17 protein-coding genes are annotated in these 18,006 nt (G+C 55.6%); all 17 read left to right on the top strand.

Translation table 11 applies throughout. The features are described 5' to 3' along the window. The first annotated feature begins 306 nt into the window (after positions 1–306). Positions 307–582 (top strand): hypothetical protein, encoded by a 276-nt coding sequence (locus BU251_RS07990; RefSeq protein WP_128700660.1) that lies wholly within the window; start codon positions 307–309, stop codon positions 580–582. Between the two features lie 10 nt (positions 583–592). Continuing rightward, positions 593–1,957 (top strand): TrpB-like pyridoxal phosphate-dependent enzyme, encoded by a 1,365-nt coding sequence (locus tag BU251_RS07985; protein ID WP_128700659.1) that lies wholly within the window; start codon positions 593–595, stop codon positions 1,955–1,957. Between the two features lie 54 nt (positions 1,958–2,011). Continuing rightward, positions 2,012–2,332 (top strand): hypothetical protein, encoded by a 321-nt coding sequence (locus BU251_RS07980; protein ID WP_128700658.1) that lies wholly within the window; start codon positions 2,012–2,014, stop codon positions 2,330–2,332. Positions 2,333–2,463: 131 nt separating this feature from the next. Then, positions 2,464–2,886 (top strand): secondary thiamine-phosphate synthase enzyme YjbQ, encoded by a 423-nt coding sequence (locus BU251_RS07975; RefSeq protein ID WP_128700657.1) that lies wholly within the window; start codon positions 2,464–2,466, stop codon positions 2,884–2,886. Continuing rightward, the gene (locus tag BU251_RS07970) at positions 2,883–3,404 is read left to right on the top strand and encodes a YkgJ family cysteine cluster protein (protein ID WP_128700656.1); all 522 of its coding nucleotides are present in this window, start codon (positions 2,883–2,885) and stop codon (positions 3,402–3,404) included. The genes BU251_RS07975 and BU251_RS07970 overlap by 4 nt, the downstream gene beginning before the upstream one ends. A 12-nt stretch (positions 3,405–3,416) precedes the next feature. Further along, positions 3,417–4,325 carry a DUF2156 domain-containing protein gene (locus tag BU251_RS07965; protein WP_128700655.1) on the top strand — a complete coding sequence of 303 codons (909 nt, stop codon included), beginning with the start codon at positions 3,417–3,419 and terminating at the stop codon, positions 4,323–4,325. Further along, complete coding sequence (locus BU251_RS07960; RefSeq protein ID WP_128700654.1) at positions 4,306–5,727, top strand: anthranilate synthase component I family protein; 1,422 nt, start codon at positions 4,306–4,308, stop codon at positions 5,725–5,727. Before BU251_RS07965 ends, BU251_RS07960 begins: the two co-directional genes overlap by 20 nt. Next, on the top strand, positions 5,724–6,584 hold the full coding sequence (locus tag BU251_RS07955) for an aminotransferase class IV (RefSeq protein WP_128700653.1): 861 nt from the start codon (positions 5,724–5,726) through the stop codon (positions 6,582–6,584). Before BU251_RS07960 ends, BU251_RS07955 begins: the two co-directional genes overlap by 4 nt. 191 nt (positions 6,585–6,775) lie before the next feature. Then, positions 6,776–9,169, top strand: coding sequence for a DUF3857 domain-containing protein (locus tag BU251_RS07950; RefSeq protein ID WP_128700652.1), 2,394 nt, complete (start codon positions 6,776–6,778; stop codon positions 9,167–9,169). 29 nt (positions 9,170–9,198) lie between these two features. Further along, a complete protein-coding gene (locus BU251_RS07945; protein WP_128700651.1) occupies positions 9,199–9,609 on the top strand; it encodes a tetratricopeptide repeat protein in 411 nt (136 codons plus the stop codon). After that, entirely contained in the window at positions 9,593–10,765 is a 1,173-nt protein-coding gene (locus tag BU251_RS07940; RefSeq protein ID WP_164908929.1) for a M48 family metallopeptidase, read from the top strand. Before BU251_RS07945 ends, BU251_RS07940 begins: the two co-directional genes overlap by 17 nt. Continuing rightward, positions 10,762–12,723 (top strand): PilZ domain-containing protein, encoded by a 1,962-nt coding sequence (locus tag BU251_RS07935; protein ID WP_128700649.1) that lies wholly within the window; start codon positions 10,762–10,764, stop codon positions 12,721–12,723. Before BU251_RS07940 ends, BU251_RS07935 begins: the two co-directional genes overlap by 4 nt. After that, entirely contained in the window at positions 12,692–13,336 is a 645-nt protein-coding gene (locus BU251_RS07930; protein WP_128700648.1) for an endonuclease III domain-containing protein, read from the top strand. Before BU251_RS07935 ends, BU251_RS07930 begins: the two co-directional genes overlap by 32 nt. Next, on the top strand, positions 13,323–14,849 hold the full coding sequence (locus BU251_RS07925) for an ArnT family glycosyltransferase (protein WP_128700647.1): 1,527 nt from the start codon (positions 13,323–13,325) through the stop codon (positions 14,847–14,849). The genes BU251_RS07930 and BU251_RS07925 overlap by 14 nt, the downstream gene beginning before the upstream one ends. Then, positions 14,846–15,748 carry a GTPase Era gene (gene era, locus BU251_RS07920; protein WP_128700646.1) on the top strand — a complete coding sequence of 301 codons (903 nt, stop codon included), beginning with the start codon at positions 14,846–14,848 and terminating at the stop codon, positions 15,746–15,748. Before BU251_RS07925 ends, era begins: the two co-directional genes overlap by 4 nt. An 88-nt stretch (positions 15,749–15,836) precedes the next feature. Continuing rightward, positions 15,837–16,982, top strand: a complete 1,146-nt coding sequence (locus tag BU251_RS07915; RefSeq protein ID WP_128700645.1) for a M20 family metallopeptidase — start codon at positions 15,837–15,839, stop codon at positions 16,980–16,982. 48 nt (positions 16,983–17,030) lie between these two features. Beyond that, positions 17,031–17,999: a PAC2 family protein gene (locus tag BU251_RS07910; RefSeq protein WP_128700644.1), complete on the top strand. Its 969-nt coding sequence runs from the start codon at positions 17,031–17,033 to the stop codon at positions 17,997–17,999. The last annotated feature ends 7 nt before the right edge of the window (positions 18,000–18,006 follow it).

Here is an 18,006-nt window from a genome sequence, read left to right as displayed (position 1 = left end):
CGGACGCAGTAGTGGTGGGTGGATCATGTCGTTTATCGTCTTACGAAGCGTCTTTGGCGAATCGGGGTAGAAAGAGGTGGCCTTTCAGGGAGGCCACGACTTATGTCTGTCTGTTACTAGACAGGGATTATCCCGCACGGTTGTATAGCCGTGTGAACCACCCCGAAGCTTACGAAGAAAATTTCACGCACGGTTATACCGTGCACGAAATTTTCGAGTGGTCAAGCGGAGGGGGTCCTTCCCCGTGATTTCTATTCAAAATCCCTCCATCTCAGGGTATAATAATGTCCTAAAAACAGGAGACTTATGCCCTATAATTCCTTTGACCCCGTGCTCCAGGATAGCGAAGCCTTCCGTAATGCCTTGATCGAGGCCTTTACCCAGGCCTCCCAGCGTATCCAGCGGCCCAGCTGGATGGATGCTTGGGGACAGTTTATCCGGCAGCATCCGTGGATTTCGCTTGGGGTGGCGTTCTTTGTCATCTTTCTGTTGACGGCGTTCATCCGTGAGCTGATCTGCGGCTATCTCAAGACCAATGAAATTCTGGCACGCTTAAAGAGACTGGAAGACAAAATCAAGTGAGGGTCATCCTATGAAGACATCTGACGAAAAGATCTATTTGTCGGAGAAGGATATTCCCCGCTCGTGGTATAACGTTGCCGCAGACCTGCCGTTTGAGCTGGCTCCGCCCATGAATCCGGCGACCAAGAAACCCCTGGATCCTAAGGACCTGGAGCCGATATTCCCGAAGTCTCTGATCAGACAGGAGTTGAGCCGGGAGCGCTGGATCGATATCCCGGACGAGATCCGCGAGATCTACAAGATCTGGCGGCCGTCGCCATTGAAGCGGGCCGTGCGTCTTGAGAAGGCCTTAAAGACGCCGGCGCGTATCTATTACAAAGATGAATCCTTGAGCCCGCCGGGCAGTCACAAGGCCAATACGGCCATTGCCCAGGTGTATTACAACAAGAAAGAGGGCGTTAACCGCATCTGCACGGAGACAGGCGCAGGCCAGTGGGGATCCGCCCTGTCCCACGCCTGCAGCATCTTCGGATTGAAGTGCACGGTGTATATGGTCAAGGTGAGTTTTGAGCAAAAACCCCACAGGAAATCCCTCATGCATATCTGGGGCGCCGAAGTCTTTGCGTCCCCTTCGGAGCATACCCGCGTCGGCCGGGAGATCCTTAAAAAGCATCCTCATACGCCGGGGAGTCTGGGGATTGCCATTTCAGAGGCGGTCGAAGACGCGGCGACGCACGACGACGCCAAGTATTCTTTAGGGAGCGTCTTGAATCACGTGCTCTTGCATCAGTCCGTGATCGGCCTGGAAACCAAAAAACAGCTCAAGATGATCGGCGAAAAACCGGACGTCCTTGTCGGGTGTGTCGGCGGCGGCAGTAATTTTGCGGGGCTTGTGTTCCCGTTTGTCAAGGACAAGCTCAAAGGGGCCAAGATCGATTTTGTGGCCGTAGAACCGACGGCGTGTCCGACGATGACTGCCGGGCCTTTCTGTTATGATTATGGGGACACGGCCAAGCTGACGCCGCTGTTGAAGATGTACACGCTTGGCCACAGCTTCATTCCGCCCGGCATCCACGCCGGCGGACTGCGTTATCACGGTTGCGCACCTCTCGTGAGCGCGCTGATCGACAAAAAGATCATCCGTCCCGTCTCCGTTTCCCAGACAGGGATCTTTTCTTCGGCGATCCTTTTTGCCAAGGCCGAGGGGCATCTGCCTGCGCCGGAGACGGCGCACGCCATTCACGCCGGTATCCAGGAGGCCCTGGTTGCCAGGGAACAGAAGAAAGCCAAATGCATCGTGATCAATTACAGCGGTCACGGCCATTTTGACCTGACCGCTTATGACAATTATCTCTCCGGCAACCTCAAGGATTTCCACTATCCGAAGGAGATGATCGAGGAGGCCTTAAAAGAACTTAAAGGCCTCGGCGTTTAAAAGGATAAGCAAAAGTCGTTTGGGTCATCTCACACAAAGGAAGAGCAGGCAATCATGATCACTTATGAGGATTTCAGGAAGGCAGAGTTGAAGATCGCGACGATCAAGACGGCCGTACCCCACCCCCAGGCGGACCGCCTTTATGTCCTGACTGTCGATGTTGGCGGAACGATCAAGCAGATCGTCGCCGGCATCCGTCTTTTTTATGAAGCCGAAAAGCTCGTCGGCCGCCAAGTCGTCCTCGTCGACAACCTGGAGCCGGCGGTCATCCGCGGCGTCGAGAGCCAGGGGATGCTTTTGGCGGCCTCCGATGACGCGGGCGTTTCTGTGCTCTCTCCCGACCGCACCGTCAAAGAAGGCAGTATTGTAAAATAACCAAATCCCAAGACGCGATAACCAAGCAATGCCCAATAACCAAATTCGAATGACCAGAGAAGGACGTTTGATGTTTGGTGATTGGATATTAGGTTTTGTTTGGAGTTTGTCACTTGGTTATTGGTGATTGCATGAAAATATTTTCTCAAGAATTGACTTATCAAACCAAGGGGCATTGCGATATCGTCGATATATCGTCGGATGTCTCCGGCGTGGTGGCGCGTTCGGGCTTGAAAGAAGGGATGGTGTTTGTTTTTGTCGTCGGTTCCACAGCCGGCCTGACGACCTGCGAATACGAGCCGGGCCTCGAGCAGGACATCAGGGTTTTTTTTGAGAAGCTTATCCCGGAGAAGAAGGGATACCATCATGATGCGACCTGGGGGGATGCCAACGGGTTTTCCCACCTGCGCGCTTCGCTGTTAAAACCGTCCCTCGCCGTTCCTTTCTTGAAAGGCAGACTCGCTTCGGGCACCTGGCAGCAGATCGTCCTGGTCGATTTCGATAACCGCCCCCGGGAGAGGAAGATTATTGTCCAGCTTCAGGGAGAGTCATGATCGTCCTGCGGCAGTTGATACCTTCGGATGTGTGTTTGTCCTGCGACGGCTGCTGTCGTTTCGCCGAGAACCCGAGCGCCTGGTCGCCTTTGTTCCTTTTCGAGGAGATCAGGGAGCTGACGCAAAAAGATATCGTCCCCAGCTGTGTCTTCAGCCATGAGGGTGCCTCCGGCCACCAGGCGGCGCGCATCGACCTCGTGGCCGACGGGGATCATTTCATCTGTTCCTGTTTCGACGCCTCCGGCCGGAAATGCAAGATATATCCTTCCCGGCCGCTCGATTGCCAGATCTATCCGTTCCTTCTGGCGCGCCACGAGGGACAGGCGGTCCTTGCCGTGGATACCAAGTGCCCGTATATCCGCGAACACCTGGAGGATGCCTTGACCCGCGAATACATTGTCTATCTTAAAAAGTTTCTTCTTTCGCAGGCCTTCAAGGATGCGGCGGCGAGAGAGCCGCGGCTATTCCAGGAATATCCGTCGGATTATGATGTCGTGGCCGTCTTGCCTGGACTTTGATCCTATAGACACATGAAACTTCGTCTTCTTCGTCTTTCTGACCGCGGGATCTTCGATCGTTATCTCTCAAGGGTCCGCCGGCCGCTGGCGGCGTATGCCTTTGCCAACATCGTCGTCTGGCGCCGCTTGTTTGCGATCCGCTGGGCCTTTGTGCAGGATGCCTTGTGTTGTTTTTTTGAAAATAGGGCCGGTTGTTTTATGTATCTGCCGCCCCTCGGCTGCGGCGATGAAGGGATCTTGAAAGAGTGTTTCCGGTTCATGGAAGAGAAAAACCGCAACCGGGACATCTCGCGCATCGAAAACGCGGCCGCAGAGGATCTGGCTGTGTTCGATCATAAAACCTTTCGTCATTACAAGAAATGCGACGAGTATGTCGTGCGCCGTCGAGACATGGCCGCGCTCGCCGGCAACAGCTACCGGCACCAGAGGAACCTTTGCAATTATTTTGAAAAACACTGCCGGGCCCGGGTGCGGGCGTACCGGCCGGGCGACCGCCGCGCGGTTTTGGGCCTCTATGACCGGTGGGCGGCGCAGCGAAGAGAGAAAGGGCGCGATGATATTTATCTGGCGATGCTCGACGACAGCCGCCGGGTCTTGGAGGCCATGCTGGGGTCGTTTGCGGGGTTGAAAGCGAAAGCTGTGGTCGTGGAGTGCGGCGGCCGCCCGGCGGCCTTCAGCTCCGGTTTTCTTCTCTCCGACGGGAAATTCTGCATTAACTTTGAATTTGCGGACCTCGCCCTGAAGGGGATCGCCGCCTATGTCTTCCGGGAATTCAGCCGTCGCTGCAGCCTCTCTGAAGAGATCAACATCATGGATGCCGTCGGTCTTGATAACATCCGCCGGACAAAAGAAATGTACCATCCGGCGCAGATCGTCCCGAATTACACCGTTCTCCTGAAAGATGATGCATGTTTCCTATAAGTTGATCAAAGGCCCGGCGCCTGTGCGCCGGTATTTTGGGTCTTTTTCCGGCGAACCGCACGCATTCCTCTTGGAGAGCGCGCAGGGGCATTCCCGGCGCGGCCGTTTTTCTTTTTTCGGCGTTTTACCTTTTGCCGTCTTGCGCTGCCAGAACGGCCGCACGACACTCAAGAAAGGAAACAGGGAAGAGGAGATCAAAGATTCTGTCGGCGGCTTCTTGCGGTCGTGCCTGGAAGAATACGTCCTGGCCGAAGATGAGCGCCTGGCCTATCCGTTTTTGTGCGGGGCGGCGGGATTCGTGGGGTATGATTTTGGTTTTTCTTTCGAGAATATCCGGCGCAGGAAAAAACCTCCGACAGGCGTGCCCGATGTCCTGTTCGGCCTTTATGATGGCGCCGCCGTCTTCGACCGGCTCAAAAACGAGATGCTTGTTTTTTCAAGCGGTTTTCCCGAACACGGGCGCAGCCGCAAGAAAAGGGCCCGGCGGCGCCTCGAAGAGATGCTGGCCGCGCTGGAAGCATCCGGGCCAGACGGGCGCGTTTTGCGCCAGGAGCCATTTTTGCCGGGCCCGTCTGACTGGCGGTCAGATTTTACCAAAAAAGGATATCTTGCGGCGGTCAGGAAGGCCAAGGGGCATATCGCGGCAGGCGACATTTACCAGATCAACCTGTCTCAGCGGTTCACCGGCCGTACCTCTTTGGAAGACTGGCAGCTTTATGAACGTCTCGTCCGCGCTTTTCCCGTTTCTTTCGGCGCATTTTTTCGCGGCGATGATTTCAGCATTATCAGCGCTTCTCCCGAACAATTTTTGTCTTACGACGGCAGGACGGTGACGACGAGGCCGATGAAGGGGACGCGCCCCAGGACGGGCGACCGCCGCAAAGATGGGCGGAACAGGCGGGAGCTGTGGGAGAGCGCAAAAGAGAAGGCGGAGTTGTTGATGGTCGTCGATCTGGAGCGTAACGATCTCGGACGGGTCTGCGACTACGGCACGGTGCGTCTGCGCCAGAAGCGGACCATCGAGGCCTACCGGACGGTCTTTCAGGCGACGTCGGAGATCGAAGGCCGGCTTGGCCCCAGTTGCGACCGTTGGGATTTATTGAGGGCTTGTTTCCCCGGCGGGTCGATAACGGGGTGTCCGAAGATCCGCGCCATGGAATTGATCGAGGAGCTGGAGCCTGTAGCCCGCGGCATCTATACGGGGTCGCTGGGATATATGAGTTTCCATGAGACGCTGCAATTCAGCATCCTCATCCGCACGCTTCTGAAACAAAAAGAGAGGGTGAGCTTTCATGTCGGCGGCGGCATTGTCGCGGATTCGGATCCCCGGAAGGAATATGAGGAGACCCTGGTCAAGGCACGCGTTTTATTCGAGGCCTTGACAGGAAAGCAGGAGTTATGAAACAGCTATATCTTGACGGGCATTTTATCCGGCAGGCTGCGGCCGGCACCGGCGCGGCCTGCCTGAAGTCAGGTGCCGGTTTGTTTGAGACCATGCGCGTGCGCCATGCCAGGGTGTATCTTCTAGAGAGGCACCTGGAACGCTTGTATGCAAGCTGTCCGGTTGTCGGCCTTAAAGCCCCGAGCTGCCGGGGACTTGCGGGGGCTGTGAGGGAATTGATCCGGCGTAACGGCCTGCGGGATGGCGCCCTGCGGTTGGTTGTTTCGACAGCCCCTGCTGCCAATGGGGTTTGTGGCGGGGCGAGTCGCCGCAAAACAGAAGTTTGCATAGTGGAGAGGCCGTTGCCCGTCGAGATTTCTTCGAAGAAAGCCCCTGTGTTTTCCGCCGTTCTGTACGATAAAGAACGGGCTGGGTTTTCCGGCGTCCCTTGCGTGAAAACCACTCATCGGGATTTTTACCGCCGTGTCGGCCTGTTTGCCGCTTCCCGCAAAGCGGATGAGGCGTTTTTCCTGAATGCCGGCTTTGAGGTGGTGGAAGGGTCGCGCACGAACGTCTTTTGTGTCAAGCAGGGGGATGTCCTGACGCCGTCCCTGGAGGGCGGCTGTCTGCCCGGCATCACGCGAGCGAGAGTTTTGGAACTCCTGGCCGGCATGAAGGTCCGTTGTTATGAGACGGCATTCGGCCCCGAATGGCTCTATGGCTGCGATGAGATCTTTGTGACGAACGCCCTCGTTGGCGTTGCGGCCGTGACACGATACAACGGCAAGCCTGTCGGTTGCGGCCATCCGGGACCGGTGACCAGCCGTCTCGTCACGGTTTATCAAAACGACATTGAGAAGACGTGCCGTATCCGGTAGAATAGCTTTAAGCTGTAAGTTATAAAACATAAGTTAGGAAGAAAATATGAACTTTAAAGATTTGAAGGTTTGGAGTAAGGCACACAGTTTAGCGCTCGCAAATGATGGCGTTTTTAAGGATATGTTTGCTAAGTCTGAAGAGATAGGAAAGATGCTCAGGGTTTGATGAAAAAGCTTAGGACTTAAAACTTATGACTTATCGCTTATTGATAAGAAGGTCGTTTTTGTTATGTTTCTTTTGTCTGTCTCTCTGCGGCTGCCGCGTCTCCGACATCGAGACGTGGACGGCAGACCGCTATGCCGCTGTTTCCCAGGCTGCTGCGCAGACAGCCGCCCGTCTTTACGAGAAAACATTGGTTGCCTTGCCCGAAGGTCAGGCCAGGGACATTGTCTGCGTCAAGCTGGGGCGCCTCTACCTGAACATGGGGCGTTTTGGTCTTGCGATAGAGTGCCTGAAAAACGGCCGCTCGCCTCAATCCCAGTCGCTCCTCGCCGAGGCCTTTTTCCAGAACGGCGAATACACCCGGGCCCTCGATGTCTTTAATCGCCTGGGCGAAGAAGGGGCCCCTGATTATCTGTATTATTACGCCATGACTTTAGAGAAATCCAATCTCTACGACCAGGCGCTAAAAATCTATCGCCGCATCCAGGAGGATCCCGGGTTCGGCGCCCGCGCGCGGGAGCGCATCGCCCTCATCGGCCTGTCTATGCCGGAGGCGCGTTTTTCCGGCGTTTCGCCCGAGGTCCGTTCTTTGATCGAAAAGAGCCCTGCGGCCGAGGCCTATCCGGATGCCAGCGTCCTGTATCTTTTGGCGGACGAAGCGATCCGTCTGACGGAAAACTTCCAGGTTGAATCCGAACTTCATTATGTCGTCAAGATATTGAACGACCGCGGCAAGGAGGGTTATGGCGAGGTGACGCTGCCATACGATTCGACCTACGAGACCGTGGAGCTTGAGTATGCCCGCACCATCCGGCCGGACGGCACGGTCATATCCGTCGGCGACAAAAACATCAGGGATGTCTCGCTCTACCTGAATTATCCTCTTTACAGCAACGCGCGGGCCCGCATCATTTCCATGCCCGAGGTGGCGCCGGGGTGTGTCATCGAATATAAGGTGAGGATCCTGCAGACCAAACTTCCCAACAAGAAGGATTTTGACAGTGTTTATTGGCTCCAGATGGACGAGCCGGTCCTTTTGCAGCGCGTTTCCCTTGCCGTTCCCAGGGATCGGCAATTGCGCTATAAGGTGGTCAACGCCGGCTACAATACGTTCGGCTTCACGATGACGCCCCAGGTCCGCGAGACAGGAAACAGCCGTATTTATGCCCTGGAGTTCAGGGATGTGCCGCAGATCATCCCGGAGCCGTCCATGCCGCCTGTTTCCAAGATCAACCCCTATGTCCTGTGGACGACGTTTGCAAGCTGGGAGGAGATCTATCGCTGGTGGCGTGATCTCTATCAGGACAAGATCCGCGCGGATGCCGCGATCGCCGCCAAGGTCGAGGAGCTGGTGAAAGGCAAAAAGACGGAAGAAGAAAGGATCCGCGTCATCTATGATTATTGCGCGCAGGAGATCCGCTATGTGGCGGTGGAATACGGCGATGCCGGTTATGAGCCCCATGAGGCCCCGGAGATATTCCGCAATAAATACGGAGACTGCAAGGACAAAGCTATCCTGCTTGTCGCGATGTTGAAGAAGGCCGGTATCGAGGCATATCCTGTCTTGATCTCGACGGATGACGAACTGGATAATCAGGAGGACCTTCCGAGTCTTTTGTTCAACCATGCGATTGCCGCGGTCAAAGTGAGGGGGCGGCTGGTTTTTATGGATGCCACGGCTTCCACGACATCTTTCGGGGACCTGCCGGAGCCGGACCAGGACAGGCTGGTCCTTGTTTTCTATCCCCAGGATTACGAGTTGGTAAAAACGCCGTTGTTCGAGCCTTCCCATAACCGCGCCGTGACGAAGACAAAGATCGAAGTCCGCAAGGACGAGTCCATTCTGGGCGAGCGAAGGCTCCAGACGGAAGGTTTCTTCCTTCAGGCCCAGCGGTATTGGCTGAGATTCACGATGCCCTCCCTTATCGAGGAGAGCATCAAGCAGAGGGTGCGTTCCATTTCCGAAAATGGCCGTCTTCTCGATTATACGATCAAGAACGCTGACAGCCTTGAAGATCCTGTTATTTTCTTTTACCGTTTTGAAGCCCCCAGATATTTCATCAAGGCGGGGCGGTCGCGCATCATGAGCCAGATGAGCGGATTCGATACGTCGGTTGTCGCCAGGGAGGCGCGCCGCTATCCCTTGCAAACCGGCGGCCTGCGCGTAGAAGAAGATGAATTGGAAGTTGAATTACCCGACCGTCTTGCGGTAAAATATCTCCCCAACCCCGTCATGGCGGACACGCCGTGGTTTTCCTTGTCGAGCCGCTACGGGATGACCGACAGCCGTCATTTGCGTTATGTTTATGTTCTGGAAGTCAAGAGGCGCGACGTGACGGTGGAGGATTACGCGGAATACAAAAGGATCGTCGAACATATCGCGTCCCAGTTGAACCAGCAAGTGATCCTGGAAGAAAAGTAAGATAACCGTCCTTCTTTTTGACAATGGCTATGGCAAAGAAACCACCTAAAGAAGACCTGGATTTTCAGATAGTTTTTTTTGAGGGTATTTTGCGCCGCCGCCCGGACTATGTCGATGCCCTGATCGTGTTGGGAGAGATCTATACCAAGAAGGGCCTGTACCGCAAGGGACTCAGGGTCGACAAGAAACTTTCCAGGCTGCGGCCCGACAACCCCATTGTTTATTATAACCTGGCCTGTAGTTTTTCGCTCTTGGGCGACCTCTCGAAGTCGTTCGAGGCGATCGAACGAGCGATCGCCCTGGGTTATGAAGATATCGCCTTCATGTGCAAAGACCCCGACCTTTCAAACCTGCGGCAGGATGAACGGTTCGAGGAGCTGGTCGAGAAGGCCAAGCGTCTGAAACGCCCGGAGGATGTCCCTGATGTCTCCACAAGATAACAGTCTTTCTTCGTCCCCCGAGGCCAGGCGATACCAGGCGATACGATATCGCCTCTTCTTTTTTCGCCTTTTCGGCAGCATAGCGGCGCTCCTGGTTTTTTTATGCGCGGGCTGGTCGCGCGCCCTCAAGGTCTGGCTTCTGGCATGGAGGGAGGATTTTTTTCTTCTGGCGGCCCTCTACATCTCCTGCTTTCTTTTTTTGTCTTTTGTCGCCGGACTTCCCCTGGATATTTTTGAAGGGTTTTTTCTTGAACACCGTTTCCACCTGAGCCGGCAGACCTTCGGAGAATGGTCCAAGGATCTCCTGAAAAAATCCGTCGTTGCCTTTATCGTCTCTTTGGCGTTATTAGAAAGCGTCTATTTTTTTCTTTCCCAGTTTCCCGGGACCTGGTGGTTGTGGGCCGCCTGTTTTTGGTTTTTTTTGAGCATCATCCTGGCCCGGATCTTTCCGTATGCGATCCTGCCGTTGTTTTTCCGCGTCAGGCCGCTGGAAGAAGGCGAGGTCCGGCGCCGGATCCTGGCGCTCTTTGGACGCTACGGGGTCAGGCTCAAGGATATTTTTGTCCTGGATTTTTCCAGAAAAACAGTCAAGGCGAACGCCATGGTCGCCGGCCTCGGCGCCGCCAAGCGGATTTTTCTTGCCGACACGCTTTTGGGATCCTTCAGCCCCCAGGAGATTGAAGTTGTCTTGGCCCATGAATTGGGCCATTACCTCAGGCATGATACGGCCAAGCTCGTCGTGGCCAGTCTGGCGTCCGGCCTTTTTTCTTTCGGGCTGGCTTATTTTCTCTTCGACCGTTTCCTTGCTGTTTTTGGTTTTGCGGGCCCCAGCGATGTGGCGGCCCTGCCCTTGCTTTTGCTCATCCTTTTTGCCGCCGGGTTTGTCCTTCTGCCTCTCCAGAACGGTTTTTCGAGGATTTTGGAGAGACAGGCGGACCGTTTTGCCCTGGAGGCCACGCGGGCGACCGAAGGAAGTCCCGAACAGCGTCGAGGGGCGACGGAAGCGTTTGTCTCCATGATGCGCAAGCTGGGCGAGAAGAACCTTGCGGATTTTTCGCCTTCGCGCGGAATGGAGATTTTTTTCTACGATCATCCGCCGATCGCCAAGAGGATCCGGATGGCCCGCGCTTTCCAGGATGCTGGTGAACATATATGACGCATACGCCCCCTATCCCCAAGACCGAAGAGCGCCGCCGTTATAAACGTCTCGACCACATTTTTCCGGTTGAATTCCGTTTCCTTTCGGCCGAAGGATCGCCGCAAGGCGATTGGAGGGAGGCTTTTACCCAGGACGTCAGCGCCGGCGGCTTGTGTCTGGTCGTCACGCAGATCAACGAGCGTGACATGGGGCTGTTCGGCGACCCCAAGGCCCTGATCGCCCTCAACATCAATATTCCCTCGGGGACGAGACCCGCGCAGGCGACGGCGCATCCGGCATGGCTCAGGCCCCTCAAGGAAGGGCTCATCAACCAGTACATGGTCGGCATGCGGTATGTCCGCATCGAGAAACGCGACAATGCGCGCATCTTGCGGTATGCTGATATGCGCAAGTTCCTGAAGGCGATGGCCATCGTGTTCACCATCTGTCTCAGTCTGGGGCTTGTGACCGTCGGATTTTACAACGCCCGTCTGCGTTATCAGAACGAAAAGCTCCTGGGAGGGCTCACCGACACCCTTGTGCGCCAGAAGAACCTGGAAAAAGGAAAGGACTTGCTCGAGCTTAAGATCGACGAGATGAACTTCCTGTTGTCGCAATCGGGCCGCAGGGTCGAGATGCTGGAAAGGGCGCTCCTGCTGACCAATCGCGATGAAAAGCAGAAGGTCGAACAACTCCAGGCCTCCATCGACTTCTTCAAGAAATATCAGGATAAGCTCAAAGCGGACCTTGCGGGGCTCGTCAGCCACAAGGCCCAGGTGGAGATGGATGTGACCGCCAAGGTCGAAGAGGGAAAGGCGATAGAGAAGAAAGTCGTGGATAAGTTTTATCGCTGGCTTACCGTGCACCAGAACAACAACACGGGCCTGGTGGCCAGCTTTGAAGGCGATTCGGATGTCGCGGACTGGGCATTTACCTATGATCAGGCGCTGGCGACCATTAGCTTCACTTTGTTCGACGATGCCGGCCGGGCGGGCCGGATCTTGGATTTCTACACGCACGCCATCCAGGCCAACGGCGGCGGTTTTACGAACGCCTATTATGCCTCCACCGGCGACGTGGCGGAATATATCGCGCATGCCGGCCCCAACATCTGGCTGGGGATAGCGATCCTGCAGTATACCCGCCATTTCGGCGACAAGAGATATCTGCCGATCGCCGAGGATATCTATCGCTGGCTCGACACCATCCGCGACCAGGAGGGAGGATTGAAGGGCGGCCCGACCGTCACCTGGTACAGTACGGAGCATAATCTCGACGCCTACGCTTTTTATACGATGTTGTATGAGACGACAGGAAATCCCGAAGCCGCCGCGCGGGCGCAGGAGACCTTGAAGTGGCTCAATGCCAACGCCTATTCGCGGATTTCCCTGCCCATTGTCAAGCGCGGCAAGGGGGATGCCACCATTGCGACGGATACATACGCATGGTCGATCGCAGCCGTGGGGCCGGGAAAACTCAAGGATATCGGCATGGATCCCGATGAGATCATGGATTTCGCCATAGAGAATTGCGCCGTGAAGGTGGATTACAAAAAGCCGGAAGGCTACCTTGTCTGCGTGAAGGGATTTGATTTTGCCAAGGGGACAAACATCGGCCGCGGCGGCGTCATTTCCGGCGAGTGGACGGCCCAGATGATCCTTTCGCTCAGCATCATGGCGGACTACCATGTTCGCCTGGGCGAAGAAGAGAAGGCCCGCGAGTACCGCCGGATGGCCAACGACTATGTCGTGGAACTGACAAAGATGATCATCACCAGTCCTTCTCCCGTCGGGCAGGGTGATTTCTGTCTGCCTTATGCGTCGCACGAGTTCGCCGATACGGGCCACGGCTGGCGCACGCCGAAGGGAAACAGGACCGGCTCCGTCGCGGCGACCGCCTACACGATCCTGGCCATGCAGGGATACAATCCTTTGTCTTTGAACAATGAAACAGAAGTTAAAAAAGACGTACCGTAAGCTCTACAGGCATTTCGGCCCTCAAGGATGGTGGCCGGCCCGCACGCCGTTCGAGGTCATGGTCGGCGCCATCCTGACGCAGAACACCTCCTGGCAGAACGTCGAGAGGGCGATCGCAAATTTAAAAAGAGCACGGGTGTTGTCGTGGAAACGCATGTTGCGTTTAAACGACAGGGCCCTGGCGCGCCTCATTCGGCCGGCGGGTTATTACAATATCAAGACCAGGCGCCTGAAGAATTTTTTGCATTTTCTTCAGGAACGTTACTCGGGGGATTTGAGGCGGATGAAGGAAGGCGGCACCTCCAGGCTCCGCCAGGAGCTCCTGGGCATCAACGGCATCGGCCCGGAGACAGCCGATTCCATTCTCCTCTATGCCCTGCATAAGCCGATTTTTGTCATCGATGCCTATACCCGGCGCTGGATGGTCCGCCACGGGTTGGCGGCGCCGCAGCTCCTCTACGAAGACCTGCAGAAGATATTTATGGAAGGCCTGCCGGCGGATACGGCCCTTTTTAACGAATACCATGCCTTGATCGTCCGCCTGGGTAAGGAGTATTGCCGTAAGACCAAGGAAAAATGCGCGATCTGCCCGCTGCGAGATGAAAAGCTTTAAGACATTTCTAACGAAGACGCTTCTGCCCTCCATCATATCTTCCCGGACGGTTTTTCTGGTTTTGCTTTTTTGTCTTGCCTTCTTTGTGAGACTGATGCTCATCAGCAAGGGGCCGTTCCATTACGACACTCTCGACCTGGCGAATGCCGCGCAAAAGACGCTGTCGGCGCACGCGCTCCATTACGAGCATGGTTCCGGATATCCCCTGACCGTCATCATCGCCGCCGTTTTTATTTCCTTCATGCGCCTCTTCGGCGCGGCAGATCCGGTCTTTTGCGTCAACATGATGAGCGTTGTTTTCGGCGCCGCCGGCGTCGTGATGTTTTTCTTCCTTGTGGAAAAATTGTTTGATACGCGAAGGGCTTTTTTTGCCGGTCTCCTTTTAGCCTGTTTCGGCGCCCATATCGCCATCTCCACATTCGGCAAGAGCCTGACGTTGAGTATATTCTTCGCCCTGGCGAGCGCCTATTTTCTTCTCTGTTATCTCAAGGACGGCCGCCGGATATGTTTTTTCTATGCCATCGCCTTTCTGGGGTTTTGCGCCGCCGCACGGCTTTCCGATTTCCTGGTGTTCATCCCGCTCGTGTATCTTCTGGCGCGCTACGGTTCTTCTGCGCAGGGCAGGTTCAGGGATATATGCGTCTTGGCGGGCCTCTCTCTGTGCGTGGCCTTCATGTATTATCTGCCGATGTTCATGCAGGAAGGCTTCAGCCAGTTCAGGGATGTCCTCTCGACCAGCCGCCAGGCCAGCTTCCTGGGGCCGGTGTCATTTATTCTTCACAAATCCTTCGGCTGGCTCTGGGACGCCTTCCGGCCCGAAGGCGTGATCGTGGCGGTTTGCGGGGGCGGTTTCCTCTATATCCACAGGCGGCTGAAAGAACTCGTGTTTCTTTTGCTATGGTTTTACGTTTTTCAATTATTTTATGGAAACGTTTCTTCCAGCGGCACGCGTTACCTGGTGATCGCCTGGCTGCCGCTCATTGCCGCGCAGGGTTACTTTCTCGGTTCTTACCGTTCAAGGGCCTCGTACGGGGCCTTCGCGATTTTCTTCTGGCTTCTTTTGGCGGGCCTCTGGCGTGACGTGCCGGCGCTGGAGTTCCGTCACCGGCATGCCCTGCAGGTGGATTTTGCGCGCTGGGTGGCTGCGACCGTCCCTGCCGACAGCGCCGTCATCGCCGTGGACGAGGCGATCTTCCTTAAGTCTTATGCCCCCAATGAAATCATCGTCAGGCCTGTCACATGCGACCCGGCAGAAATGGACGCATTTTTCCGCGAGACGATCGACCCTATCCTTTCGTCGGGCCGGCGCGTCTTTCTGATCCATTCCAGCTTTGCCTACGATGAGTGCCACGTCTTCAGAAAATCCATTGGGAAGCATTACCGCCTTAAAGCGGTCGGCGCCAAGGCCAATGAAGACTGGCACCATGCTTTGTTGAATCAGGTTTTATTCAAAGAATATCTTTATGAATTGAAACCAAGGAAGGATGAAGGGAAGGGACCGGCGCATCCATGAAATCCGGAATCGTCGCAATCATCGGCCGGCCGAACGTCGGCAAGTCGACCCTGCTCAATCATCTCGCCGGTGAGAAGGTGGCCATTGTTTCGCCCGTGCCGCAGACGACGCGGCACCAGATCCGGGCTGTTTTCAATGATGTCCGGGGACAGATCGTCTTTTGCGATACGCCGGGACTCCACACCAGCCGTCATGCCCTGGATCGTGCCATGATCAGCCTTGTGAATGATACGGTCGAGGGGGCGGATGTTCTCTTGCACCTGGTCGATGTCACCAGACATGTTGGAGATGAAGAGACGAAGGCCATCCAGAGGCTTTGCGCGGCACGGGCCCCGGTGGTCCTGGGATTGAACAAGGTGGATATACCCGTGCACTATATCCCCGAATATCTCGCAGCTTGGGAAAACGCCATCGGTCGATCTTTGAATGAGGCGACAGACCGCTTGATGCCCGTTCCTGTGTCGGCGTTGAAAGGGACGAATGTCGATAAACTGGTGGACGAGATCTTCGCGCGCCTGCCGGAAGGAGGGCCTCTTTATCCGGCGGATGTCCTGACGGATTTTCCGCGGCAGCTGGCGATCCAGGACGTTATCCGCGAAAAATTGCTCTTGGTCCTTAAAGAAGAGCTGCCGTTTTCGCTGGCCGTTCATGTCGAAGAGATTGCGGACAGGAGCCGGAGGTTGACTTATGTGAAGGCCGCGGTCCTTGTCGAGAGAGAGACGCAAAAGGCGATCGTCATCGGCAAGGGAGGGGCCGTGCTGAAAAAGGCCGGAGAGAGCGCCCGCAAGGAATTGCAGCAGATCTACGGGAGAAAATTTTTCCTTGACCTCTGGGTAAAATGCGAGAATAAATGGAAGGAAGACAAGGACCTTCTGAAGAAGATGGGATATCTTGCGTGAGCCGCAAGTTTTAATCCCGTTTGCCAGAATTCCCTGCCCGCTTGGGCGGGCGAGGCTCAGCCCGTGGGGCTCCAGGTGATGAGTAAAAATGATAAATAAACAACGCTTGATACGCTTGATACGGCAATTGGTGGCCGTTAATTCCGAAAATCCTCCCGGTGACGAACGGGCTGTTGCCGCTTTTGTGGCCGGTCAGCTGCGTCAGGCAGGCCTCAAGCCCGAGATCCTGACATATGTTCCCCGCCGCGACAATGTGATGGCGGTCTTGAAGGGGCGGGAGAAAAAATATTCCGTTCTCTTGTCGCCTCATCTGGATACGGTGCCGGCAGGAAACGGATGGGTCCACGGCCCTTTTTCAGGGAAATTGGAGGCCGGCAGGATTTACGGCCGCGGCGCGACAGATTGCAAGGGGAATCTGGCTGTGGCCTTGGAAGTCCTGCATAGCCTCAAGGAAGACGGTGTTTCCTTGAATGGGGATTGGATTTTTCTTGCGACCGCCGACGAAGAAACAGGGTCTGCCAAGGGACTCGTGCCGTGGCTGGAAAAAAGCCGCGTCAGGCCGGAGTACGCCCTTATCCTGGATGCCGACGCGTTCAATATCGTCACGGCGCAGAAGGGGTTGATTCATTTCAAGGTCGAAGTGCCCGGCCGCAAGGCGCACGGCGCTTATCCGCACAGGGGTGTCAATGCCATCGACCGGGCTGTCACGCTGATTGCTGCGCTTAAACAGATGAAGTTTGTCTCCAGGCCGCATGCACTTCTGGCGCCTCCGACCGTCAACATCGGGACGATCCGCGGCGGAGACAAGGTGAACATGGTCGCCGACTGGTGTGCCTTCGAGGTGGACCTGCGTTTCCTGCCGGGGATGAATGCGGCGAAGATCCTGGCCGCGATCAAACTAAGGTTGCGCAGGACTGGTATTCCTTTCAGGCTGGCGGTCAACGACATTCAGCAGCCTTATGAAATTTCATGTCATCATCCGCTTGTGCGCGGTCTGAAGGCGGCCGCCAAGGGGATCGCCGTTTCCCGTGTTACGGGCAGCGAAGGGGCGACCGTCATCACGTTCTTCAAACGCAAGGGCATCCCGGCGGTGGCCACCGGCTGGGGGGCAAGCGGCTGCGCCCATGCGACGGATGAATTTGTCAGGGTCGTCGACCTTGAGCGCGGGGCGCGCGTCCTGGAGCGTTTTATCAGGATCTTCGACGCTGGTTTCTCGCCCGGCGGGGACAGGTGATTCTTCTATTGAACTGTTTTTCAAAAAAGGATAGAATGGGCTACCGTTATGAAATCTATTACTGTTAAGAAACGTATCCGCCTCAAGAATCCGGTTTTGATCGCGGCGTGGCCCGGCATGGGAGATGTCGCCCTGAAGGCCGCGACCTATCTCAAGGACAAACTAGGGGCCCAGGAGTTTGCGACCCTGGAGTCCTGTGAATATTTCCATCCTTCAGGCGTCTGGATCGATAACAATCTGATCGACATCCCCCAGCATCCCGTCGGCCGTTTTTATTTCTTTCGTAACCCGGCCGGCGTCTCCGACATCATCATTTTCATCAGCGACGCCCAACCGTTCATCGAAAAAGGTTATGAGTACGCCTCCGAGATCGTGGATTTCATCGTTTCAATGAAGGTCAAAACCGTCTATACCTTCGCGGCCATGCCCTTGCCGATCGAGCACACGCAGATACCGGAGGTGTACGCCGTCGCCACAAAGAAGGAGATCCTCGACCAGTTTGAGAAAGCCAATGTCAAGAGCATGCCTTCGGGGCAGATCAGCGGCTTGAACGGCCTCATCCTGGGTGTCGCCAAGGAAAGGGGCCTGGACGGCGTTTGCCTTCTGGGTGAGATCCCTCTCTACACCATCCAGATCGAAAATCCCCTGGCTTCCAAGATGGTCTTGGAGGCCCTGGTGCGCCATCTGAAGCTTTCCGTGGATTTGGGCGAACTGCAGAAACACGCCGATCAGATCAGCCAGGAGATCGAGCACCTGATAGAATATCTTAAAAATCCCCCCGAAGAGGAAAAACCGATCGACCAGAAAGAGATTGATATCATCAAAAAGGGATTGGCGGAGTCGGCCAGCCTGCCGGAGTCGGCCGCCAAAAAGATCGAAGATCTTTTTAAGATGGCCAAGAAGGATCTCTCCCGCGCCATCGAGCTCAAAAAAGAGCTGGATAAGTGGAATGTTTACGAGCAGTATGAAGACAGCTTCCTCGATCTGTTTAAAAAGCCCCTTAAAAAGAACAATTAGCCCGCAG

The sequence above is a fragment of the Candidatus Velamenicoccus archaeovorus genome (assembly GCF_004102945.1).
Classification (GTDB): Bacteria; Omnitrophota; Gorgyraeia; order Velamenicoccales; family Velamenicoccaceae; genus Velamenicoccus; species Velamenicoccus archaeovorus.
The sequence above is the reverse complement of the archived record's forward strand: the minus strand, read 5'-3'. Positions and strand labels throughout refer to the sequence as shown.